Origin of the sequence: Maribacter litopenaei (genome assembly GCF_025244665.1) — a bacterium.
Taxonomy (GTDB): Bacteria; Bacteroidota; Bacteroidia; order Flavobacteriales; family Flavobacteriaceae; genus Maribacter; species Maribacter litopenaei.
Map to the genome: position 1 here is coordinate 2,150,746 of NZ_CP104205.1, position 23,067 is coordinate 2,173,812.

Sequence of the window (23,067 nt, forward strand, 5' to 3'; positions counted from 1 at the left end):
ATTTTGTTAAGCCCGTGCCAAGAATTCGGGTTTTTTCGCATTTTCAAAATACGCTTCATCAAATATGTTTTCTTGGCGAAGGTCGGCCACCCATTCAGGGAACAAAGGATATAAAAAGCCCTTATCAATCATAAACGTGGTGATAAATGATGGCCTTACCTGATATATTTTTTCCAAAAGGACGGTATCTCTTTGAAAGTCAATATCCGGACCTGTCCAATGAACAATGTTTTGAATTCCCGCATCCATGGCCATTTCAAGTTCCACATTGTCACTAACATGGGCAAAAACCTCTGTATCATAATTCCTTGCCTCTTTCTGAACCTTGTTGATAAAAGCTTGCGGCATTCGCTCTACCCAAGGAGGATGGGGTCCATCTTCAATCGTAAGCTTGATTCCAACTATGGGATATTGGGTTACCTCTTTTACCAAACTTTCTATTTGAAGCGTGTCCTTGAGCAAGAAAACCGATTTACCGTCTTCCCAGTTTCCTTGGTATGTTTTCAACGGATGCCGGCCCTCCATGGTAAAATGCTGACTCGTATGAAACACAATTGGGGCAGGTAATGTGTCCTGATTACCATAAGAGCGCATACTGGCATAATATTCATTGGTGCATACACTGCCACCGGTAATGAACACGGATGTCACACCATAATGTATGTATTTGGCAAAATCACTTTCAAAATCCGTGGTGTGGACATGACAATCGAATAATCCGGGGATCAAAAATTTGCCGGTACCGTCGATCTGGATTTCTGCACTACTAGAATTGGTAGAATCAATGACAACAATCTTACCGTCTTGGATACCAACGCTCACATTTGTTTTTAAGGGGCTTCCCGTTCCATCAATAAGGCTCACATTTGAAATAACCATGGATAAGGGATCGGAATGCTCAGTGGTACAGGCAACAAGACAACCAAAAAGAATAAGTAAGGCTAGGCGCTTCATTTTAATAGGGATTAGAATTATATAATTGAATTGGCTTCGGGGTAAGCCTATTTCTTTAGGGGAAGTCTTCTAAAATTCCTACAAAAAATTGATTTGGGCAAGAAAATGGGGAAATATGTGCCTTCGGCTTTAGCTTACCTTGATCAAATCATACGGGTACATATTTTTACACTCAGTAGTACGCTGTGATACTAATGATACTGGTATACCACAGAATATTCTAATTTTCAGCCAAGGTTACAAAAAGTTGGGACTTGATTTTCCACACTCCGGACTTTTTGCTCCACATGGCAGAATAGTTACCATTTACGATGGATTCATCACTCTTTTCAGGGTCGTATCCATTCCGGATTCCACGTTCCCAAGCCAGCCCCCTCTCTGTGTTCACTATTATTTCCTGTGTATCTCGAATCCAGTACATCTTGCTTTTTCCACCTTCTTTTATATAACTTGCCAGGGCTTCTTTTCCACATAGTAACGTCCCATTCCCGGTTGTGGTAAGTACATCATCGGTTAAATAGGAAAGCACCTTGTCGTTTTCATATGTTTTTAGCGCCGTATTGGATGCATTTCTAAGGGCCATGATCTGTTCCTTATCCCTATGGGAAAAGAGTCTCGAAGAGCACATTAGCATACACACGAGTAGTAAAGCGATATTTCTAGTACCATTCATCTGTGTTCCTGTTTTAAGTTTACTTAGTGACACCTAGTTCAAGTTTAAAAATCGTGCGGCATTGCCATAGAAAATACCCTCTTTATCCTTTTCGGTTAAGAACTCAAGACTGTTTAGGAAATTGATCGATTTTTCTATAGCATAGGGCCACACCATTTGGTCTGACCCGAACATCACCCTATCCAAATAACCGGCATGTTTTGCATTCTTTAGAAATTCCGTAACCGTGCGCTGGGTATTGGGCTCCACCCAAAGCATTACGGCAATATCCGTATACAACTGGGGATAATAGGCCATGAGCCGCAAGGCATGTTCATGCCACTCTTCCCCACCGTTGTGCATCAAATACATTCTCAGCTTGGGATATTTCACCAACACATCCTCGATCAAATACGGATCACCCATCCTAAGCCTTGCTTTTGGAGACCAGGAATAAGTGCCTCCAGGGTCGCCCCCACCTGTATGTAAGGCAACCGGGATATCGTACTTTTCACAAATACGTAAATAAGGCTGCCAAACAGGATCGCTTAGGGTGGTACCGCCATAATACGCACCAATTTCCCCAAAAACTTCAATTTCCTTATCCTTCACCATTTGCTCGAACTTTAGACTGTCCAAGCCATAATCATCGGGTGAAAAGATCAAAATCCCTTTAATTATCCTGTCATTGTCATCTTTTGCTGCCCATTCTTCCACGCTTTGGGGATTACCGCTTACCGCGGCTTTCACAATATTCCATTTTTTAAATGCCTCGAACGTTTCAACGCGATGTACCTCTGCATTTGCAGCACCTTTTTCACCATAATGATCGCTTGTTGGCTCACGTTCACCAAAATCTGACTCTGAATATGAATGAATATGCATGTCAATAATCCTGGTCTGAGAGAATGTCGGTACTAACTGTATCAAGAAAACAAGTAAGGCAAGTGTGGTTTTATTCATAAGGTTGGTTTGTATTGGCCCGTATCAATGGTATATGCGCATTCATACGCATTCATACGCATTCATACGCATTCATTGATTTTTGGAAGCCTATTAAAATTCAAACAAAAATTTGGGTTGGACAAGAAAAAGGGGAAATAAGTAGATTTATTATTCCCTTAATTCGGATTCCAATAAGGACATGAGTTCCTGGTTTCGTTGTTGGGTATCCCGAATCAATTCATTTTGCACATCAATGATCATTTTAATCCCAAAAAGATCCGACATTAATTTGGAGTCGGTGGCAATATCCAAATCTTTTACAGCAGGCATCTCTGAGGACATTCCCATCCAGTTGGATACAAATTCCTTGGTGAAGAATTTAGGATACGAGTCATCCACCACCCTTCTGTTGATGACTGCGATGCGATTTTGAACCCCACCCAAATAATCAAAATTGTAGTATTCGGACAAAGCCTTTCGAAGCTCATTGTCTTCAATAAGACCAATACTCTCTGCGGATAGCATATTATTGAATGCGATGCGTACCGGGTCAAATACCTCATAGTAGGTAAAATCGTTTGCATTATTGTTAAAGATGCGAAAGCGTTCTTCGTTGGTGAGGGTATCTACAAAGACCTGCAGCATTTCATCTACAATGACCTTTTTGCTATCATTAAACGTTAGGACGGTTTCCAATCTCAGGGAATCATGTTGAAGGTTGGTCCGAATTTCTTGCAGATAGGCCTGCTCCTTCCGCTGTGTTTGCTGATCGATATTCCAATTATTGATTTGCAGGGCAATCAAAATTCCAATAACCACGAGAATGATTTCACCGATGGCATATTTTAGATACTTAACTGTTTTTCCCTCCGAAAGCAGGTTTCTTCTAATTTTTCTAAAAATTTTTGCCATGAATCCGAGGTTGGTCAATTATTTGGTCTATGCACTACCGTACCGATTTTCTACTTGGGGAAAGTCCTTTAAAAATCCTATAAAAAATTGGGATTGGCAAGAAAACAAGGAAATATATAAAAGGGGATCGGGCCTGCAATCTAAGGAGCCAAGGATGCGTCCGTAATCATAAGAAGATAATCCCTTTCGTATTCCCATGGGGTAGTAAAGATCCATTGATCATCTACTACAGGTCGCTGCTCATAAAGAATGGTCAACACTCCCGTTTCCTCTTTTCTGTAAAGTGTGATGGCATCAAAAGCCGTGGTTTTGGATGGGGGTATAAAGGAATCCAAATTGGTGGAAACCCCCAAAAACTGCTCGGATTGACTTTCTACGGTAATTTCTTCCGCATCTGCATTTAACCAAATGAGATCAACGCTTGAATTGTTTTGAACGTAAAATTCCGAACTAAAGGCCGGTTCGTCGTTTGATTCACATTGCATGGACAGTAACAATGGCACCGAGAAATAAAAGAGTTACTTTTCGCATGGGTCATTTGGTTTTTTACATAACAACTAAGTTCTTAAAAATACTACCGGAGAAAGTAAATTTTTCGTTACCAATTTTTACATAAGAAAAAAATAGGGTACAATCAAAAAAAGAGTGATACGAAAAGTGGGGAAATTTGACAACTTCATGTAAGTATTGTGACATCGAAAAATGTGATTTCAATTCTCTTTCGACTCTATCAAGAATAAAAATACTTAAAGGAACTTATGTCTATTTAGAGTCACTTTCTTGATTGGTTAAATGCTCCGTAAATCCCTTCCATTTTTCAATATCCCCATTTATTTCAAAAGACTTGGAGTTTTTGAATAGTATTGTGAAACCACCTATTGCGGCACCGGCAGTTCCTCCAAAAATTGCTCCCGATAGCGCACCTTCCCCACGATTATAACCAAAGATCCAAGCATCTCGGATCAGCGGTGGCTATCCCTACAATGGCAAAGGCGGTTGCACCTGTAGCAGCACCTACCAAAACATTGTTACCACCGGAACGTTTGGTTTTAATCCTACCGATATCATCCACCATGAATTCCATAGTTTCCCCATGTCTAAATAATTGAAGTGATGTTTCCGATACCTTATGAATTTTTCCCTTCCCTATTTTTTTACCCTGTAAATTATATACTCGCACAAATCCATTTGATTTTACCTTCACATTTTGTGCATGAATGTTCATGCATGCTATTAGAGTTACTGCAAAAATTACATGTTTCATAATGAGTTATTTTAAAAATGAATTAGCTCAACAATGCATAAACAAATTAGAAAAATGAAGTATTAAATCTATTTATTATTAGGAGTAAGTTCTTTAAAAATCCTATAAATAAGTGAGTTACACAACTAAATGAAGAAATATGAGAATTCGGCTACCACTGGATTAAGTCTAGATTTAGGTAGTAGAAAGGCTATACACAGGCTTCTTAACTTCGCCTCTGAAGTCCATAATCATAGGGCTGGTTCACCGGACGTTTTATGGTTGCCATCTGACCGCAATGCCACATGGTATGCTTTACATTCCAATCAATGGCCTCAAATTTTGTTTTGGCCACTGGGTGCGGCACTTTAAGAGGTTCTATAGGTTGCCAAAGGTCCGGTATGGATAATGAGTCGATAACCTCCAAGGATGTATCCTGCATAGTTTGCAAGTCGGCCGTTAATTTTACAGGAGCCCAAGTTCCCGCCATTTCCTTGGCGTGGGTATCGTAACCACAAAGTTTGGTGTACAATCGTAGGTTTAGTTGCTCAATGAGTTCGGGCATATGTCCTACAGTGGTCATGATGGTATGGTAGTAAATACTTACCACAAGATGGCCCACCTGCCAACTAAAACTGGATCCTAGGACCTCCGGTATGTCATCCCACTTCTCTTTGGGAACGGAATCCATCAACTTATGTGTCCGGACATAAGCCATCTCCGTTTGTTTGGTAAGGATTTCTAGTTCGGTCATTGGATTCGTTTTTCCAGCTAAAGATATTCAAACTATTGTATATGAATAATTTGCCCAAATCTACTCATAAAAAAAGGCCTTCTAGAAGGCCCTTTTTGTTTCTCTGATATTCTTACTACTTATTTTTTCAAAAAAGAAATCAAGATTTCGTTCAATTCCTTGGCATGGGTAATGTTCAATCCATGCGGTGCCCCTTTGATGACTTCGTAGGTGTTATTCGCGATTCCCTTGGCCGCCTGTTCTGCGGAAGTTTCAATGGGAACAGTACTATCGGCGTCCCCATGTACGATCAACGTTGGTACATCAACATTCTTAAGTTCCGGTCTGAAATCGGTATGCATCCATGCAAGAGCCGCCTGAATGGTACCCCGTGGAGAGGCATGGGAAGCTACAATAAAATCGTATTCCAGCTGTGCCTCGCTCATTTTGTTCTTATTGTCATCATAGTTGTAGAATCCCTTGTGGAAGGTCTTTAAAAACCCTACGCGATCCTTTTGAAGCGCATCCTTGATGTTATCCAATACATTTTCTCGGCACTCCATCCGGGTTGTCATCTTTCTTTTTTACCAGTGGAATAATGGAACTGATTAGGGCCACTTTGGCAATCTTGTCGCTTCCGTAGTCCGTTAAATAACGTACAACTTCACCACCGCCCATGGAAAACCCGACTATTATGGCATCCTTCAATTCCAATCCTTCAATAATCGTATGCAGGTCACTGGCCAAGGAAGAGTAGTCATAATCGCCCCATGGTGCAGAAGAGATTCCAAATCCCCTGCGGTCGTAGGAGATACAGCGATAGCCTTCCTCCACAATTTTCCAAACCTGCTGTTCCCAGGACTTCCTACTCAATGGCCAACCATGAATTAAAATCACGGGTTGTCCTTCCCCATAGTCCTCATAAAAAATATCAACGGCTTCCTTTCCTTTTTTGTTCGTTATAAATGGCATCTTAGTTTTATTTTAAGTTCATTTGAAAATACCTTTTAAAAATAAAAATGCTTGACGCGTTCACTTAGATTGTTACCTGAATCAATGTTTTGCTAATTTTATAGCATGTATACACCCCAACACTATAAAAACGAGGACCTGGCATCCATAAAAGAATTTATTAAGGCGAACAGCTTTGGTATTTTGGTGAATCAGGTGGATGGAAAACCTTGGGCAACCCATATTCCTATGGAATTGGATATGGATACCGATGGAAACGATATTTTGGTAAGCCATATGTCCAAGGCCAATCCCCAATGGAAGCATTTTAATGAAACCGATGAAGTACTCTGTATCTTTAACGGGCCCCACTCCTATGTGTCCTCTTCCTGGTATGCTGAGGAGGAAGTGCCCACATGGAATTATATAGCCGTTCATGTATATGGACAAATTCGTATCTTATCGGAAGCGGAAGTATTGGACTCTATGCACACCTTGGTGGACAAATATGAAAAAGATTCCAAACATCCGATTTCACTTCATGATATGTCCCCTAAAACCATGGCACAAATTCGTGGGGTGGTCGGTTTTAAGATTCAAATAACGGATATACAAGCCACTTATAAACTATCTCAGGGTAGGGAGCATGACCATGCCAAGATTATTTCGGAACTTGAGGAACGTGATGCCGGTGCCAGGGCCATAGCCTCTAGAATGAAAAGAAAATGATGAAAAAGAAAGGAATACATCTGTTGCTATTGTACCTTTCCCTATGGGTCGTGACCTTTGTATATTTTCTTATTCGGTTTTCCGGAAGGGACGGCAGTTTCGCGGAATATATTTCCTTTTTCTTTGAACTTGCCTCACGTACGTTTATTCTCATAGGGTTTCACATTCTCTTTATACTGTGTTGCGGATTGTATTTTGTCATCAGTCATTTTGTGAAAGTAGGCAGGAAAAAAGGCAGCGGTACAGCATGGAAACAGTTTTCATTCCGCTTTCTCTTGCCGATTGTTTTTTTGATAGTCGGATTTAAAACGGTGGTATTTATCAATGCCAATGAAGGCCATGATTTTCAATGGGATCATGGAGCCATGAACGAAACCGGCAAGGCAAATCACTTTTATGAAATCGATAGTAAGCATAGGGGTGCGAGCGTATTTGGATGGTCGGACGACAATTCGGAAGCCATAGATCAACTCATACGGGCCAATGTGGAATGGGTTGCGGTCATTCCTTTTTTACATCAGGAAAATGAAAACACCTCCCAAATGGAAGTCCCGGAATCCATGGAGTCATACGGACGTAGGGATTCCAGCTTTGTTAGAGCCATCAACGACCTACACAAAAACGGGATACATGTACAGCTAAAACCTCATTTATGGATGCAGGAAGGCTGGCGTGCCAACATCCAATTAAGGGATGACCGCGAATGGGACCAATGGTTTGAAAGCTACCGAAAAAACATGCTCAAATACGCCGAATGGCCCAAGAAACACAAACGGAGCTTTTTTGTGTGGGCACCGAGCTAAAGACATCCATTAAAAAACAGCCCGAAAAATGGATACAGCTCATTGCGGAAATACGTAAAGTGTATGACGGTAAATTAACCTATGCTGCCAATTGGCACGATGAATATGAACATATCGATTTTTGGGATCAATTGGACTATATCGGTATCCAAGCCTATTTTCCATTGACAAAGGAAGAGCATCCAGATTTGTCAACCATCGAAAAAGGATGGGATAAACATCTTTCAGTCTTGGAGGCCGTCCATAAAAAGTACGACAAACCCATCCTCTTCACAGAAGTCGGTTACAAAAGCACCCCGGACGCCACTATCAGGCCATGGGAATGGGGGTCCTATTTTAGCAAGTATACCGAGAAAAAATCGGACAAGACCCAACAGCTGGCTTATGAGGCCATGTTCAAAAAAATGTGGAACCAGCCTTGGTTCGCAGGTATTTATATCCGGCAATGGCAGAATAGGACTACCCCCGAGAGTGCCCTTACGGATTTGGACTTCTCCCCCCGATTTAAGCCAGCGGAAAACGTGATTGCCAAGTGGTTCGGCACACCCCCCCATTAACTGAAAGCGTCCTTTTTATTGGGATTAGAGCACATGCAGTTCATCGAATTTATGATTTCCTTGCCCGAAAGGCATTTATTTTTTTGCAATTTTGCCATGCCCAACTTTTAAAATAATCGGCTTCGGGGAAGTCCTAGGAGCCAAAAAAACATTTTAAAATGAAAACAAATCTTATGTACACCCTATTGGCGTGTACCCTATTTTTAGTTACAAGTTGTTCCGATGATTCAGCAAATATGGACGGTATGGGAAGACTACGTGTTCAGATGGTCGATGCCCCCTTTCCTTTTGACCAAGTGGCGGAAGCCAACGTAACCGTCTTTAAAATCGATGCTAGATTAAAGGACGGTGCTGACGTATCTGATGACGACGAAAGCCTGGAAGATGATTCCAATGAAATGAATTCTCCCTTTGTACTCTTAATGGAAGAGGAAATTCCCTTGAACTTGTTGGATTTAGTAAATGGCACTACAGCTACCATGGCAGATTTGGATGTACCTGCAGGCACCTACGATTTGGTTAGGGTACATGTAAAAGGCGTAAATGTTGTGCTTAAAGATGGTACGGAATACGACCTCAAAGTTCCAAGCGGTGCACAAACTGGTATAAAGGTATTTATTGAACCTGGCTTAACCGTGGTGGGTGGACTTTCCGCTGACCTATTGTTGGATTTTGACGTGAGTAGGTCCTTTGTTGCGAAAGGAAACGCCAAGGTTGCAGGAGGTATTACTGGATTCAACTTTAAACCCGTTATCAAGGCGACCAACATGTCCACGGCAGGTACCTTAATGGGTAACGTTTCAACTATAATTGAAGAAGCTCCATTGGCACTCGAAGGTTCTTTGGTTGAAATATTCAATGAAACAGATACCTTGACCACGTTTACCGATATTGATGGAAATTATATGATTATGGGCATTCCGGCCGGTAGCTATAGAACTACTTCGGCTTGGAAGGCTATATACAAAGCGATACGTTATCCGTTGATATCAATGCAGCGAACAAAACAGTACAGGATTTCATCCTAGAAGCCGAAATGGTGGTAGAGGAAGGAAATTAAACCTGTCACTTAACACAATAAAAAGGCGGTTTGTACCGCCTTTTTTATTGCTCATATATTGGGTAAATCTGTACTTTTAAGATGTGAGATAAAAAAAATTAGTCCATTTTAGAACCTTTTCAACACTCTTACGTAGGTAAGGCATAAACAAACCAAATCTACTATGACCTACATACAATTTTCGTTTTATATTGGAATGATTGTCTTCCTACTTTGGATGACCTTTAAAGCGAACAAAAACCTTCAAAAGGTTTTAAATACGAAGACCACCCATTAGAATGGCCTTTTACTAATGCTATAGACTACCTTAGAGATTAACTGTCTTTGAGGGATTTCATATCGATTACGAATCGATACTTCACATCCGATTTTTGTAGACGGTCATAAGCATTGTTGATATCTTGTATGTTGATCATCTCTATATCGCAAACCACATCGTGTTCCCCGCAGAAGTCCAACATTTCTTGGGTTTCCTTTATACCTCCTATTAGAGATCCGGCAATACTTTTCCTGCCCATGATCAGTCCACCTGCATGTAGGGAATCCAATGGCTCCACAGCTCCAACGATAACCATGCTTGCATCACGTTTTAATAGTGATATGTACGGATTCATATCATGACCTACAGGTATGGTATTCAATAGAAAGTCAAAACTCCCGGTGTGTTTTTTCATGTCATCCTCATTTTTGGATATCAAGACCTCATCTGCACCTAATTTTTTGGCGTCCTCGCTTTTGTCTCGGGGAGGTGGTAATCATGACGGTATGGGCTCCCATGGCATGGGCAAACTTAATTCCCATGTGGCCAAGACCTCCAAGGCCTATCACACCAACCTTGTCTCCTTTCTTTACGCCCCAATGGGCCAAGGGAGAATAGGTGGTAATACCTGCGCACAACAAGGGAGCGGCCGCCTTAGCATCCAAATTCTCTCGGAATGCGAAGTACAAAATCCTTGTCGACCACAATACTCTCGGAATAACCTCCAAATGTGTGACCGCCCATATGCTTGTCCTTGCTATTATAGGTCATTGTGGCCCCGTTTTCACAGAATTGCTCCAAATCGTCCTTGCAGGAGCTACAAGTCTCGGCAAGAATCCACCATACAACCTACCCCAACCAAATCATCTTTCTTAAAATTGGAAACATTATCGCCTACCTCCAAAACCTTTCCGATAATCTCATGGCCAGGAACTACAGGGTATTGGGAGTTTTTCCAATCATTTCGTACTTGGTGCAAATCACTATGGCACACCCCACAATATAGAATGTCTATTTTAACGTCATCTCGGTTTTACATCCCTACGTTCTATGTCAAAAGGTTTTAAATCCGCATCCTTTGATGATGCTGCATATGCTTTTATAGCTGTCATTTTTATGTTTTAAGGTTCTTTCCCAAAATTCAAAAAATAGTTTCTGAATCTTTGACTTGAATACCAAATTCCCTGACGCTTTCTAATAATTGTACAGGCATTCGGCAATATCCCGTCAAGATGAGCGATTTAAAGATTATCCAATTGATTGCTTTTTTTATCCTGACTGATGATTCAAAAGAAACCCACGAAAAAGAAAGTATCCGCATTGGGGCGAATGGTCCTCCGCTCAAAAACGCCCAAGTCATTAGGTGTGTTCGCATATTGATAACCATTCACATTATTGAATCCCGCCACATTACTTATTGAAAAGTACAGGATTTTTTGCTGTGACAACAAATATGCCCAGTTCACACTCAAGTTATTATAGGATTTGGTTTTTTCGCTAAGGAATTCGGCCTTGTTAGGGTCGTTATAGGGCCTTCCAGCGCCATAATTATACGAAAACCCGACTTGGGAGCGCCAATCTTCTACCCAATATTTAGTGACCAAGGAGAAACTGTGTTTCGGCGCAAAGTTGGGAGTGGCCTTTTCCCTAAAATTTCGGTAATCGCGCTCCGTATCCAAAAAGGAATAGGAAATCCAATAATCCAAGTTTTTAATGCTTTTGCTGTCCCGCCGGAAAATATCCAGTCCCGTGGCATAGCCACCTCCGTTATTATTGAAAACCGAATTGAATTGTGGCATATCGGTATCGAACTTTACGAGTCGGTCATAATTTTTATAGTAGGCTTCGGCCCTAAAGGTCCGTCCGTTTTCCAAAAGCTGATAGTTCAAAATATAGTGCGATGTCCTTTCGGCTTCCAGGTTTTGGGAAAACTTCAGGTATTCCTGCCAAGGGTTCCGTAAAAATCCCCGTATGCCAATGAAAACTGACCCTTCTCCCCGCTTTTATAGGCTAAGGAAAACCTTGGCGAAAGTGTTGTTTGCCCCAAAAGTTTGCTGTTTTCCATTCTTCCCCCGAGTTTCATGGCAAAACGATTGCTAAAATAGATATCGGCTTCCACAAAACCGGCCCATAATCCGTCATTAAAACCGTTTTGAAATGGGTCGATTCCAGCACTGGCAAAGGTTTCATCAAAGTTTTGCATAAAATATTCCGTGCCAAAATTCAATTGGAACCGATTGCTGAAATTCTTACCTACTTTGGTCTTTAAGTGGCCGGCAACTTCCTTGGAATCTATCTCATTGTCCAAAATGACAATATCATTTCCATCACTGGATATGCTGGCACCTGTGGTAAGGATTCACTCGTCCTCAAAAAAATGTTTGTGGGAGGCGTTAAGATATAGATTGTTATTTTGAAGGCTAAAAGGCACATATTCCTCAAAATTGATGTCGGCCTGAGCGATATCCAAATTAGAATGATTGAACCCTGTGTAGAGTTTGAACATACTTTTGTCTCTCAAGCTTCTGAATACCGCTTCCCCTGAAATGGATTCATAGGGTTTGTTCCATCGCATATCCTGATTGGAGGGTACTAATAGTTGATATGGCGCCAAGTTCAAGTAGTTGGCATTAATGCTCAGGGATTCCTGTCCCCAAATCTCGGTATGTCCTACTCCTCCCCCAACGGACATGATGGAAATATCGGTCTTTTCCTGTTACGGGATATCGCTTGTATTTAGAAGCAATACACTGGATAGTGCCTGGCCGTATTCTGCGGAATAACCCCCAGTGCTAAACGTAATTCCTTTAAAAAGAAATGGGGAAAACCTTCCTCTTGTGGGCATATTGTTCGCAGTGGCGCTAAAGGGTTGAAAAACCCGTAAGCCATCAATGAACACCTGTGTTTCCCCGGCAGCTCCTCCCCTTACGAACAGCCTTCCATCCTCGTTTACCGTACTGGTCCCTGGTAGTATTTGTAATGCGGCCACAAAATCGCCCGCTGCACCGGCGGTCGTAACTATATCCAACGGTTTCAATACCGACGCTTTGGAGTTGTCCCCCGCCTTAAAGCTACCGGCCGTTAAGGTCACCCCAGTTAATTCGTTCAGTGCCTCGCGAAGGGTGATTTTCAGGTCATTTAGATAGGTTACATCACCTACCATGGAATAGGATTCAAAAGATAGCATGGAAACGAGTAAGTTCTGTGAACCTGTTTCGGTCGTCTCAAAAGAAAAAGTGCCTTGGGTGTCAGTAGAGGCTCCGTCATAGGTGCCTTCCAAATAAACATTGGCGCCTTCTATCGGAGTATTTTTTACATCTGTCACTGTTCCGGAAACTACCGTTTGAGCAAAGGATCCGGCTGTCATGCAAATGAAGATAAGTTGATACAAAGTTTTCATGTTGTCTTTCCTGATTGATTACAGGACAAAACTCCATCAAACAAAAACACAACCAAATTCACGTTGACCCAACTGTGGATTTACCCTTCTGAATTGATGCCAAAAAAGAAAAAAACATTTCACTCCTAAAAAACAACAACTCGGTAAACGTATTTTTTAAGAGCAGTAGGAAACCATGAATTTTGGACTATCCAATAACTTTAAAACTTTGAGTAATGAAAAAATTAGGAATTATTTTAGGAATTGTATTCACAAGTATGGTCATGAATGCCCAGCAGCAAAATGGGGTAAACGTTACTGTAACTATTGAAAATGTACTGTCGGACGAGGGACAGATTATTGGTTCCCTCCACACGGCCGACACCTTTATGAAAGGGCCTGGGATACAGAACAAAAGTGTGGACGCATCCACAGGGGAAGTGACCCTTACATTTTCAGATGTTGCCCCCGGGACATTTGCCCTCATGTTGATGCATGACAAAAACAGTAACCAACGTATGGATTTTGAACCTTCTCGGAATGCCTAAGGAAAGTTATGCTACCTCTGGTGAAATGTCTTTTGGACTCCCAAGTTTTGAAGGGTCTAAATTTGAAGTAACCGATATCGATTTAGAATTTAGGGTACGCTTCTAAATATATCATCAATCAGAAAACGAAAAGACTTCCATTTGGAAGTCTTTTTTTATGGCTTGAATTTCCTAATTTTAATAGGTCACCAATTCCATTTCCTATGCCCAATATGATCAAAGCATCAAATTTTGAGGAGTACGTTGCCCATTTTCCGTTTGAAATACAGGAAAAATTAAGGATTCTAAGAAAACTGGTAAAGGAAACTGCCCCCGATGCCGTAGAAGGAATTAGTTATGGGATGCCTGCCTTTAAACTCAACGGGAAGCCATTGGTCTATTTTGCGGCGCAGAAAAATCATTTTGGCTTCTATGCCACACCTAACACACATGAAGCTTTTGCGGAACATCTCTCTAAATATAAACAGGGAAAAGGTTCGGTTCAATTTCCCTTTAACGAGCAACTGCCATTAGAGCTTATAAAAAGAATGGTCAGTTATAAAGTCCGGGAACTGAGTAACTGACCATATTGATGATTACATATTTCTTAAATATCTTCGGCCAACCAGGCTTTCATCATCCGAGACGGTTTTTTCCTGCTCGGTAATAAAATCGCTCATCATTGAATTTGTTCCCTCGTCATCAGCCTCATCCGAAGCTTTTAAAATACCCCTTTCAATTGTCAACAATTCCTTTAATGAATCCACAATTAACCTAATGGCATCATCATCCTTGGTAATATTCTTGCCCACGGGCACCGAGGCTACAGAAATATAGTCCTCAAAGGTATGGGTAGGAACACCTCCAAGGGTTAAGATACGTTCTGCTACCATGTCCACTTTAGTGTTGGCATCGGTATATAACTCCTCAAACTTTAGATGTAAGTCAAAGAATCGCTTACCCTTAATATTCCAATGTATACCACGTAAGTTTTGATAATACCTTTGAAAATTGGCTAAAAGCACATTTAGATCTTTACTTATCACTTTGGATTTGTCCGTTTCCAATCCTATACTATTCAATTTCATATCTGTGTATTTATAAGTTATCAATTACAATACTAAGTATAAATATATTGAATAAAAATGATGATTATCATAAGTAATATTGATAGTTTTTATACCTTTATCATCAAAACCACTAGCATGACAATTACTCAATTAAGATATGTACTGGCCGTTGCGGAATACCAAAATTTTACCTTGGCCGCGGAAAAAAGTTTTGTAACCCAGCCTACTTTAAGTATGCAGGTGCAAAAACTTGAAGATGAGTTGGATGTGCAAATTTTCGACCGTGGAAAAAAGCCTATATCCGTTACTGAGGTAGGTAAGAAAATTGTGGCCCAGGCCAAAAATATCGTCAACGAGGCCAATAGGATCAAGGATATCGTTGACCAGGAAAAAGGATATATAGGAGGAGATTACACGTTAGGTATCATACCCACTATTATGCCTACCCTATTACCTATGTTTCTTAAAACCTTCATTACGAAATATCCCAAGGTAAATCTCATTTTAAAGGAGCAAAACACAGAGTCATTAATTGAAAATCTACAGGATGGGCATTTGGATGCGGCCATTGCGGCAACACCTCTAGAGGTGGATACCATTATAGAAAGACCTTTGTATTATGAACCGTTTGTAGGCTATGTTCCAAAAAATCATAGATTGGGAAGCTATTCCACATTGGAGGTTGAGAATCTTGACGTTTCGGATATACTCTTATTGCAAGACGGACACTGTTTTAGGGAAGGAGTACTAAATTTATGTAAAGCCCCAAAAAAATTGGGTGGTGATCATTTTCAATTACAGAGTGGAAGTTTCGAGACATTAATAAATCTCTCCAATGAGGGCTTAGGAATGACACTACTTCCTTTTTTAAATACCTTGGAACTGGAAGATGACAAAAAACAAAATCTGAAATATTTTAAAGAGCCTTCCCCAGCACGTGAGGTAAGCTTAATTTACCATAAAAGTGAACTTAAAATCCAGATTACCGAAGCCCTACGTAACGTTATTTCAGGAGTGGTTAGGGGGGCCATTGCCTTTCAGGACGTAAAAATAATTAGCCCGCTTAATAAATAATTCTTTGAATTGTAAAACCTCTTAGGGTAAGAATAAACATTAAAAAAGCCACTTTTCAGTGGCTTTTTCTTATGCTTTAAGATACGTTAAACTTGGTTTCAACTCTGGTTTGTCGACTACAAAAGTTTCCAACCAGATCTTTAATTCTGCTACCTCTTCCGGTAGCAATCGCTCAAGGGCCTTTTTAAGCTCCTTGTAAAACAATTTGGCGTCAAAACTAACCTTTTGGAGCACTGTTTTACTGTACTCCAACATTGTTCTTTTCATCTAAACACGTTTTTAAATTAGTTGTTGTGTAAATTTAAACCCCAAAGTGAATATAATATTGTGGTCAAAAAGTTAAAATCGATTAAAAAATGTTAAACCACTTCAGGATTTGATTTCATGGAATATAACAAAATCAATTTTTAATTCCTAAAATATTGGTTAACAATAAAATACAATACATTTAAATGAAGAAAATCTCCATCCTCTTACTGCTATCAGGTCTCGTATTCGGCTGTGCCAGCTTAAAAAAAAGGGTTCATAAATCAATTGACAAAAGCTTAGATTCTTCCTTCTTCAATAACCAATTTACTGGATTTTTGGTCGTGGACCCCATTTCAAGGGACACTCTTTATGATTACAATAGTGATAAATATTTTACCCCTGCCAGCAACACCAAAATTTTTACACTATACACGGCCTTAAAAACACTGCCGAAAAAAGCGCCCGCCCTTAACTATATACATCATAATGATACCTTATATTTTGAGGGAACTGGAGATCCCTCCTTTTTACACCATTACTTAAAGGACAGCACTGCATATACCTTCCTAAAGAATAGTGATAATTTGGCTTTTTGTTATCCCAATTTTCAGGATACCCCCATGGGCCCAGGTTGGTCTTGGGATGATTTAAGTTGGTACTACTCTCCTGAACGGAGTGCCTTTCCCATTTTTGGAAATACAGTGATGATTCATGACACTCCAACTTATAGTGTTTCTCCAAATTATTTTACGGATAGTGTAGTCCAGATTCAAAATGCTTGGAATCGGGAAAAAAATAGAAATGTTTTCTATTTTGATAAGACAGCAAGGGATTCATTGGAAATTCCTTTTAAAACGGATAAAAAAACCGTTGGTTCAATACTGGAGGAATCCTTAGTAAAACCCATAAACATAGTACTCAAAATGCCCGAGGGTGAAAAGAAAACACTTTATGGGATTGATATGGATTCCCTATACGTACGACTGATGCACGAGAGTGATAATTTTATTGCCGAACAATTGCTCATTATGGCCTCCGGAATATTGACAGACACATTAAATTCTGAAAATGCTCGAAACTACATATTGGAAAATAACCTTAAGGGAATTCCTCAAGAACCCCGATGGGTAGACGGATCGGGACTTTCCCGTTATAATCTCTTTACACCTCAATCCATGGTATACGTCTTGAACCAACTGTATAGAGAACTTCCGGAAGAACGACTCCTAATGATTTTCCCAACAGGAGGTGTTTCAGGCACCTTAAAATCGTGGTATTCCGGAAATCAAGAACCGTATATTTTTGCAAAATCGGGTAGTTTAAGTAATAATTACTGCTTAAGTGGCTATTTAAGAACCAAAAAAGGGAAGCTATTACTCTTTAGTTTTATGAACAATCACTTTAGGCATTCCTCATCCGAAGTAAAGGAACAGATGCAGGCAATATTTGAAACGCTAAGGGACAGATATTAGTTTAGATTGATTTGTGACTCAAAATCTTTCACCATGAATTTTCTACTCCAATAAACCATGTATCTCGGGCGTATTGCAAAAGCAAAATCGTTTTAGCATCGCAGATTTCGCCTGAAAGTATCATTTGTAAGGCTTTTTCAAACCGGATTTCCAAAACCTCTATGTTTTCGGTCTCGTCATCCGCCCCTCCACCTTCACTAATTTTCATTTGGTCTTCGTATTCCCCTACAAACAAATAAAGGATTTCAGTGACCGATCCTGGCGACATATAGGTTTCAATCACCTTTTTAACGTTTTCGATTTGATATCCGGTTTCTTCCTCTGTTTCCTTTTTAATACAATCCTCAGGGTGGTCTCCATCTAAAAGACCGGCGCATACTTCTATCATCATACCATCTTCATTCCCGTTAACATAAGTAGGCATTCGAAACTGTCGTGTAAGTATTACCGTTTGCTTTTTTCTGTTATAGAGCAAAATGGCAGCACCATTACCTCGGTCGTATGCTTCCCTATGTTGTTCTTCCCAGGTACCATCATCTTTTTGGTATTCGAAAGAGAACTTATTCAATGTGTACCAATTATCGGATAGTAATTGCTTTTTGATATTTCTAATTTTAGAATTTCCCATCCTTTTCAATTTTCCCTGTAAAGTAAAACCGGATTTAAAATATTCTTTTAAACCCGGTTCAACACTATTTTAAAATTTGTTCTCTTAAATACTCCAGCGATTCCCGACTTCTGAAAGCGGCTTACAAGCTTCATATCCGCCTGGGATGGGGTCATAACTTAATACGTTCTCCCCCATTTCCTCCGAGGTAAAATATGCCCAAATGGCCATGGACTTCATAGATCTATAAAAACCTACGGGTTTTTGATCCCCCACCGTTGTTCCCCAAACACCTGGATTGAACTTTGGATCATTGGCCTCCTCTTCTTTTAACATCGCTGTTTTATCGGCATCGCTCAGTTCAGGAAAGATTGAACCGTACTTCTCCTTGCTCCTAGCATTGAATTCTGCAATGGCATTTTGCATATTTTTTTGCCCTTCAGCATCGTAGGTATGGGCAACAACCTTATCGATGAACATATCCGCCTTTACATCCAATCCGCCAGGAGTATCTGTTGTGGGTAAAATAGTATCGATCAATACTGCAATAGTTTTAGCCTCTTCCTCTGTGAAAAATTCCGGTTGCCAATCCAACCTAGTTTCATTTTTGCACGACTGCAGAAGGGATAAAAATGAAGGCATTGCAAGGGTGGCTCCCGCCAATAATCCGGTTTTCTTAAGTGCTTTTCTTCTATCCATGATCTTAGATATTAAATTTTTTCAATTCGGATACAGCATGGTCGGCAGCCCTAGCGGTAATCGCCATATAAGTCAATGAAGGATTCACACAAGACGAAGACGTCATACAGGCCCCATCGGTTACAAATACATTTTTGGCCGCGTGTATTTGGTTAAATCCATTCAAAACCGAGGTTTTCGGATCTCTACCCATTCGGCAGTACCCATTTCATGAACCCCATATCCTGGTGGATGTTCCTTATCAAAGCCCATCACATCTTTTAGTCCGGCTGTTTGCAACATCTCCACGGCATCCTCCTGAATTTGCTTGTTCAGCGCCTTTTCGTTCTCTTTGAACTCGGCATCAATGGTTAAGGTAGGTTGACCCCATTTATCCAAGACCTCATGATTCAAACTTATTTTATTATCGTGATAAGGCAAGCATTCGGCAAAACCTGTGATGAAGAACTCCCATCCGCCTGGTTTTAGGATTCCATCCTTAAAGTCGGCCCCAAAAGACTCCTCATTGGCCGGGTTGCCCCCTCTATAACCTCCTCCTTGGAAACCGAATCCTCTAACAAATTTATCTGACTTAGACTTTTCATCAATGTTTACATATCTCGGGATATAAATGCCGTTAGGTCTTCTTCCCTTGTAATACTTATCTTCAAATCCGTCCACTTTACCAATAGCACCTACTCTATAGGTATGATCCATAAGATTGTGTCCTAACTCACCACTATCGTTCCCCAATCCATTTTCGAACCTCTTGGATTTTGAGTTCATTAGGATGTGGGCCGTACTTAGGGCCGAAGCATTCACAAAGATAATTTTAGACGAATATTCAATAACCTCGTTGGTTTCCGCATCAATAATACGAACCCCGGTAGCTTTGCCTTTTACATCATCATAGATAACTTCCTGTACAATAGAATAGGGCCTAATGGTTAGGTTACCGGTTGTATTCGCAGCGGGCAAGGTTACCGCATTACTACTAAAATAGGCACCATATGGACATCCCCTGCTACATCTATTACGATATTGACACTGACCCCTCCCATTATGCGGTTGGGTCAAATGGGCGACCCTTCCAATAATTAGGTTTCTTCCTTCAAAATTCTTTTCAATCCGTTCCTTCACATGTTTCTCCACGCAATTGAGTTCCATAGGTGGAAGAAAGTGGCTATCCGGTAGCTGTGGCAACCCCAAGGCCTCGCCACTAATCCCTGCAAATTTCTCCACATAGGTATACCAAGGTTCTATATCCTTATATCGTATAGGCCAATCCACACCGTGTCCATCCTTGGCATTGGCCTCAAAATCCAGGTCACTCCAACGATAGGTCTGTTTCCCCCAAAGCAGGGATTTTCCACCCATTTGGTGTCCACGAAGCCAAAGAAAGGGTTTTTCTTCCGTGTATGGGTTGGCTTCATCATCGGCCCAAAAGTGTTCCGTATCCTTTCCAACCCATCCAGAGCGGATGTTCTTATAGTGTTTCTTTTTCTCCTCAGGCGTAAGTCCCCCTCTGTATTCCATATCCCATGGGTCCCAGTGCATGGTTTTGTAATCCACCACATGTTCCACTATAGGACCTCTCTCAAGTACCAATGTTTTAAGTCCCTTTTCACAGAGTTCCTTTGCTGCCCATCCACCACTGATTCCAGAACCTACCACAATGGCATCATAGGTCACGTCTTTTTTTGCGTCTATATTAAAATTGGCCATAAAAATTATAAGTTAACCTGTTAAAGATATAGTTTATCAAGAATATGACAATAGTTTACTGTTATACTATGCAGAAAATAAGTGCTATTTTTAAGAAAATTTAATCCGACTTAATGAAAAAAAATAGCCTCTTATTTGTCCTATTGACTTTATTGTATTTGAGCTGCAAGGACCAATCCAAAACAGAAGAAACCAATACAGAATTACCAAGAATTGCCATTGCGGGAATCGGTATTGAATCCAGTACTTTTTCGCCGGCCCAAACCGAGGAGGCCGCCTTTCACGCCGAATTGGTGACTCCATCTTTGGTCGCTATTCATTTTTTGATGAAGGGACCGATATTAGAAAACGTGCGGATTGGGTACCTACTTTACTTGGGAAATCCCTCCCTGGAGGCATTGTGACTAGGGAAGCCTATGAATCCATGGTAGACAAATCGTTGAAAATGCTGAAAGAAGGCATGCCCTACGACGGATTGTTCTTTGATATTCATGGGGCGATGAGCGTGGTAGGACTGGAAGATGCCGAAGGAGACTTGATCCAACGAATCCGGGAAGTGGTTGGGCCTGAAGTGTTGATTTCCACCTCCATGGATCTACACGGAAATGTGTCGGAAACATTGGCCAAACATAGCGACCTTATTACTTGTTACCGAATGGCGCCACACGAGGATGCGCTAGAATCGAAAGAACGTTCCGTTCGATTATTATTGGAACGGTTGGAAACTGGCAAGGGAAAACCGGCCTATAAGGCATGGATTCCAGTTCCCATTTTATTGCCTGGAGAAAAAACCAGTACGCGCATTGAACCAGGGAAAAGCCTTTATGCCAAAGTTCCCGAGGTAGCGGACCAAGAAGGGATTATTGATGCCGCAATTTGGATTGGCTATGCTTGGGCGGACGAACCCGTAAACCATGCGGTGGTGATGGTTACCGGTGACGATAAGGAAAAGGTTACTGCAGGGGCCGAAAAATTGGCAAACGCCTTTTGGGACGTTCGTAACGAATTTGAGTTTGTAGCCCCCGTCGGAACTTTGGAAGAAAGCTTGCAATTGGCATTGAATAGCGATAAAAAGCCCTATATGATTAGCGATATGGGGGATAATCCTACTGCTGGAGGAGCAGGCGATGTCACTTGGACCTTGGACAAAATCTTACAAAGACCGAATTTAAATCCAGCGATGGATCTACATTGATATACGCTTCCGTACCAGGACCTGAATTTGTGGAGAAAGCCATGGAAATTGGGGTTGGCGGACAAATTTCAGCAACGGCAGGTGCAGCCGTAGATGACCGGTATGCCGATCCTGTGGAGCTATCTCGGTACAATTGAGGCCATACATGAAGGTGATAGGGATGCCGAAGTGGAAGTAGTGGTAAAAGTAGGTAGTGTGCATGTTATCGTGACCAAAAAGCGAAAGCCGTACCACCATAAAAGCGATTTCACCAATTTGGGACTAAAACCCACGGAATCGGACATAATAGTGGTTAAAATTGGGTATTTGGTTCCCGAATTGTACGACATGCGCGGTGATTGGATCATGGCCTTGACTCCCGGTGGTGTAGACCAGGACTTGGAACGATTGGGTTACAAAAATATCAAAAGACCTATGTTCCCATTGGATGCCGATATGGAAACACCGGACTTGAGTGCGCGGTTAATTCCAGCCTCAAATAAATAGTCGGCTTATACCGAAATAGCTTGGTTTAAATAGTTCCTAAACGGAAGCATTTCGCGATAAACATCGAAAACCTTTTCGTTAAAATTGGGCTTGAACAGTTCCTCATTGCTAAATTTTGTCATCACCGCAAAGGTTTTATGCTTTAACAAATGGATATGCGGATGATGCTCTGAAAATCCTTTCGGTGGGCGTGTCAACCGTACATCCTTTACGAGTCCTCCAAAAGTATTCTTGAAAGTGGGTTTTGTCAAAATGGCTTCCAATTCCTCCCCATTGTAATCGATGGCATCCCTAAGGCTGGATAATTTTTTAGGTTCAGGTCGCCAAAGTCCTCCGGCGAACATTGATTCCTCAATACCTATTTCAATATAAAAATCGCCCGTGTTGGGTCGCTTGTCCAAGCCGGCTCCAAAATGATCCTTATAGATAGGACGGTTTGGATGATATAGCAGATTGTTGTTAATTCTATTAATTCCCTTTCTACCGGGCGTATTATAGTAATTGTCATACTCCTGCAACAAATGCCCATTTAATACATCGAGCCAATCAATGAACTCATCCCGGACGGAATGGTACCATTTTCTATGGGCATCCATCCATTCCTTGTTGTTATTTTTATTGAGGTCCTGGAGAAAGACGATAAGGTTTTTGAAATCCATAGAAAAAATACAAGTTCAAGAGTCAAACTCAAATACAATAGTTAACTTAAAAAAAACATATAGTTAATAGTTCCTGTGACAAATCAGTTCTTCAAAAATAATACGATTTGGAACGAATCTATTGAACTTGATTCTTGAGCTTGTATTT

General features: G+C 40.9%; 24 protein-coding genes and 5 pseudogenes. 12 read left to right on the forward strand and 17 right to left on the reverse strand.

From position 1 onward, the window contains the following. Nucleotides 1-6 precede the first annotated feature (6 nt). The 9 genes from NYZ99_RS11635 to NYZ99_RS21885 form a co-directional block, all read right to left on the reverse strand. Entirely contained in the window at nucleotides 7-954 is a 948-nt protein-coding gene (locus tag NYZ99_RS11635; protein ID WP_260571314.1) for an amidohydrolase family protein, read from the reverse strand. A 220-nt stretch (nucleotides 955-1,174) separates the two neighbouring features. Beyond that, nucleotides 1,175-1,660 (reverse strand): YybH family protein, encoded by a 486-nt coding sequence (locus NYZ99_RS11640; protein ID WP_260571316.1) that lies wholly within the window; start codon nucleotides 1,658-1,660, stop codon nucleotides 1,175-1,177. Continuing rightward, nucleotides 1,661-2,569: an amidohydrolase family protein gene (locus NYZ99_RS11645; protein WP_260571317.1), complete on the reverse strand. Its 909-nt coding sequence runs from the start codon at nucleotides 2,567-2,569 to the stop codon at nucleotides 1,661-1,663. Between the two features lie 150 nt (nucleotides 2,570-2,719). Beyond that, nucleotides 2,720-3,463 (reverse strand): DUF6090 family protein, encoded by a 744-nt coding sequence (locus NYZ99_RS11650; RefSeq protein WP_260571319.1) that lies wholly within the window; start codon nucleotides 3,461-3,463, stop codon nucleotides 2,720-2,722. Between the two features lie 140 nt (nucleotides 3,464-3,603). Then, nucleotides 3,604-3,948, reverse strand: coding sequence for a hypothetical protein (locus tag NYZ99_RS11655; RefSeq protein WP_260571320.1), 345 nt, complete (start codon nucleotides 3,946-3,948; stop codon nucleotides 3,604-3,606). Between the two features lie 449 nt (nucleotides 3,949-4,397). Next, nucleotides 4,398-4,727, reverse strand: coding sequence for a hypothetical protein (locus NYZ99_RS11660; protein ID WP_260571321.1), 330 nt, complete (start codon nucleotides 4,725-4,727; stop codon nucleotides 4,398-4,400). 205 nt (nucleotides 4,728-4,932) lie between these two features. Further along, nucleotides 4,933-5,460: a DinB family protein gene (locus NYZ99_RS11665; RefSeq protein ID WP_260571322.1), complete on the reverse strand. Its 528-nt coding sequence runs from the start codon at nucleotides 5,458-5,460 to the stop codon at nucleotides 4,933-4,935. 119 nt (nucleotides 5,461-5,579) lie between these two features. Then, nucleotides 5,580-6,014 carry an alpha/beta fold hydrolase gene (locus NYZ99_RS21880; protein ID WP_338038980.1) on the reverse strand — a complete coding sequence of 145 codons (435 nt, stop codon included), beginning with the start codon at nucleotides 6,012-6,014 and terminating at the stop codon, nucleotides 5,580-5,582. Continuing rightward, nucleotides 5,974-6,411, reverse strand: coding sequence for an alpha/beta fold hydrolase (locus NYZ99_RS21885; protein WP_338038981.1), 438 nt, complete (start codon nucleotides 6,409-6,411; stop codon nucleotides 5,974-5,976). The genes NYZ99_RS21880 and NYZ99_RS21885 overlap by 41 nt, the downstream gene beginning before the upstream one ends. Before the next feature lie 105 nt (nucleotides 6,412-6,516). Here NYZ99_RS21885 and NYZ99_RS11675 point away from each other — a divergent pair, with 105 nt between their 5' ends. From NYZ99_RS11675 to NYZ99_RS11690, 3 genes and pseudogenes are all read left to right on the forward strand, one after another. Beyond that, nucleotides 6,517-7,119 carry an FMN-binding negative transcriptional regulator gene (locus NYZ99_RS11675; protein WP_260571323.1) on the forward strand — a complete coding sequence of 201 codons (603 nt, stop codon included), beginning with the start codon at nucleotides 6,517-6,519 and terminating at the stop codon, nucleotides 7,117-7,119. A gap of 365 nt (nucleotides 7,120-7,484) precedes the next feature. Further along, nucleotides 7,485-8,479 (forward strand): annotated as a pseudogene (locus NYZ99_RS22935) (glycoside hydrolase family 113). A 158-nt stretch (nucleotides 8,480-8,637) separates the two neighbouring features. Then, complete coding sequence (locus NYZ99_RS11690) at nucleotides 8,638-9,507, forward strand: DUF4382 domain-containing protein (protein WP_260571327.1); 870 nt, start codon at nucleotides 8,638-8,640, stop codon at nucleotides 9,505-9,507. Nucleotides 9,508-9,853: 346 nt separating this feature from the next. Here NYZ99_RS11690 and NYZ99_RS11695 read toward each other — a convergent pair. Both NYZ99_RS11695 and NYZ99_RS11700 read right to left on the reverse strand, forming a co-directional pair. Beyond that, nucleotides 9,854-10,910, reverse strand: a pseudogene (locus tag NYZ99_RS11695) (NAD(P)-dependent alcohol dehydrogenase). A gap of 174 nt (nucleotides 10,911-11,084) precedes the next feature. After that, a pseudogene (locus tag NYZ99_RS11700) lies at nucleotides 11,085-13,198 on the reverse strand (TonB-dependent receptor). A gap of 215 nt (nucleotides 13,199-13,413) precedes the next feature. Here NYZ99_RS11700 and NYZ99_RS11705 point away from each other — a divergent pair. The 3 genes from NYZ99_RS11705 to NYZ99_RS11710 all read left to right on the forward strand — a co-directional run bounded on the left by NYZ99_RS11705 (nucleotide 13,414) and on the right by NYZ99_RS11710 (nucleotide 14,288). Beyond that, the gene (locus tag NYZ99_RS11705) at nucleotides 13,414-13,725 is read left to right on the forward strand and encodes a DUF2141 domain-containing protein (RefSeq protein ID WP_260571329.1); all 312 of its coding nucleotides are present in this window, start codon (nucleotides 13,414-13,416) and stop codon (nucleotides 13,723-13,725) included. Then, the gene (locus NYZ99_RS21890) at nucleotides 13,718-13,831 is read left to right on the forward strand and encodes a hypothetical protein (protein WP_338038982.1); all 114 of its coding nucleotides are present in this window, start codon (nucleotides 13,718-13,720) and stop codon (nucleotides 13,829-13,831) included. Before NYZ99_RS11705 ends, NYZ99_RS21890 begins: the two co-directional genes overlap by 8 nt. A 97-nt stretch (nucleotides 13,832-13,928) precedes the next feature. Beyond that, nucleotides 13,929-14,288, forward strand: coding sequence for an iron chaperone (locus tag NYZ99_RS11710; protein ID WP_260571330.1), 360 nt, complete (start codon nucleotides 13,929-13,931; stop codon nucleotides 14,286-14,288). A 23-nt stretch (nucleotides 14,289-14,311) separates the two neighbouring features. Here NYZ99_RS11710 and NYZ99_RS11715 read toward each other — a convergent pair. Beyond that, nucleotides 14,312-14,792: pseudogene (locus NYZ99_RS11715) on the reverse strand (Dps family protein). A gap of 117 nt (nucleotides 14,793-14,909) precedes the next feature. On the opposite strand from NYZ99_RS11715, the gene NYZ99_RS11720 reads away from it, so the two are divergent. After that, nucleotides 14,910-15,848, forward strand: a complete 939-nt coding sequence (locus tag NYZ99_RS11720; protein ID WP_260571331.1) for a LysR substrate-binding domain-containing protein — start codon at nucleotides 14,910-14,912, stop codon at nucleotides 15,846-15,848. Between the two features lie 69 nt (nucleotides 15,849-15,917). Here NYZ99_RS11720 and NYZ99_RS11725 read toward each other — a convergent pair whose 3' ends face one another. Then, nucleotides 15,918-16,115 (reverse strand): hypothetical protein, encoded by a 198-nt coding sequence (locus tag NYZ99_RS11725; protein WP_260571333.1) that lies wholly within the window; start codon nucleotides 16,113-16,115, stop codon nucleotides 15,918-15,920. Nucleotides 16,116-16,300: 185 nt separating this feature from the next. Between NYZ99_RS11725 and NYZ99_RS11730 the strand changes: the two genes are divergently transcribed. Further along, on the forward strand, nucleotides 16,301-17,569 hold the full coding sequence (locus tag NYZ99_RS11730) for a D-alanyl-D-alanine carboxypeptidase/D-alanyl-D-alanine-endopeptidase (RefSeq protein ID WP_260571334.1): 1,269 nt from the start codon (nucleotides 16,301-16,303) through the stop codon (nucleotides 17,567-17,569). Between the two features lie 28 nt (nucleotides 17,570-17,597). On the opposite strand, the gene nudK is transcribed toward NYZ99_RS11730, so the two are convergent. The 3 genes and pseudogenes from nudK to NYZ99_RS11745 all read right to left on the reverse strand — a co-directional run bounded on the left by nudK (nucleotide 17,598) and on the right by NYZ99_RS11745 (nucleotide 20,579). After that, the gene (nudK, locus tag NYZ99_RS11735; protein WP_260571335.1) at nucleotides 17,598-18,197 is read right to left on the reverse strand and encodes a GDP-mannose pyrophosphatase NudK; all 600 of its coding nucleotides are present in this window, start codon (nucleotides 18,195-18,197) and stop codon (nucleotides 17,598-17,600) included. 84 nt (nucleotides 18,198-18,281) lie between these two features. Continuing rightward, nucleotides 18,282-18,875, reverse strand: coding sequence for a gluconate 2-dehydrogenase subunit 3 family protein (locus NYZ99_RS11740; RefSeq protein ID WP_260571337.1), 594 nt, complete (start codon nucleotides 18,873-18,875; stop codon nucleotides 18,282-18,284). 4 nt (nucleotides 18,876-18,879) lie between these two features. Beyond that, nucleotides 18,880-20,579, reverse strand: a pseudogene (locus NYZ99_RS11745) (GMC oxidoreductase). 113 nt (nucleotides 20,580-20,692) lie between these two features. Between NYZ99_RS11745 and NYZ99_RS11750 the strand changes: the two are divergent. From NYZ99_RS11750 to NYZ99_RS11765, 4 genes are read left to right on the forward strand one after another with little or no spacing between them, the layout of a single operon-like run. Next, complete coding sequence (locus tag NYZ99_RS11750) at nucleotides 20,693-20,983, forward strand: M81 family metallopeptidase (RefSeq protein ID WP_260571338.1); 291 nt, start codon at nucleotides 20,693-20,695, stop codon at nucleotides 20,981-20,983. Beyond that, nucleotides 20,980-21,774 (forward strand): M81 family metallopeptidase, encoded by a 795-nt coding sequence (locus tag NYZ99_RS11755; RefSeq protein WP_260571339.1) that lies wholly within the window; start codon nucleotides 20,980-20,982, stop codon nucleotides 21,772-21,774. The genes NYZ99_RS11750 and NYZ99_RS11755 overlap by 4 nt, the downstream gene beginning before the upstream one ends. A 29-nt stretch (nucleotides 21,775-21,803) precedes the next feature. Next, nucleotides 21,804-21,911 (forward strand): hypothetical protein, encoded by a 108-nt coding sequence (locus NYZ99_RS11760; RefSeq protein ID WP_260571340.1) that lies wholly within the window; start codon nucleotides 21,804-21,806, stop codon nucleotides 21,909-21,911. Continuing rightward, a complete protein-coding gene (locus NYZ99_RS11765; RefSeq protein ID WP_260571341.1) occupies nucleotides 21,877-22,260 on the forward strand; it encodes an MlrC C-terminal domain-containing protein in 384 nt (127 codons plus the stop codon). The genes NYZ99_RS11760 and NYZ99_RS11765 overlap by 35 nt, the downstream gene beginning before the upstream one ends. Nucleotides 22,261-22,265: 5 nt before the next feature. On the opposite strand, the gene NYZ99_RS11770 is transcribed toward NYZ99_RS11765, so the two are convergent. Continuing rightward, nucleotides 22,266-22,919, reverse strand: a complete 654-nt coding sequence (locus NYZ99_RS11770) for a DUF2461 domain-containing protein (protein ID WP_260571342.1) — start codon at nucleotides 22,917-22,919, stop codon at nucleotides 22,266-22,268. Between the last annotated feature and the right edge of the window lie 148 nt (nucleotides 22,920-23,067).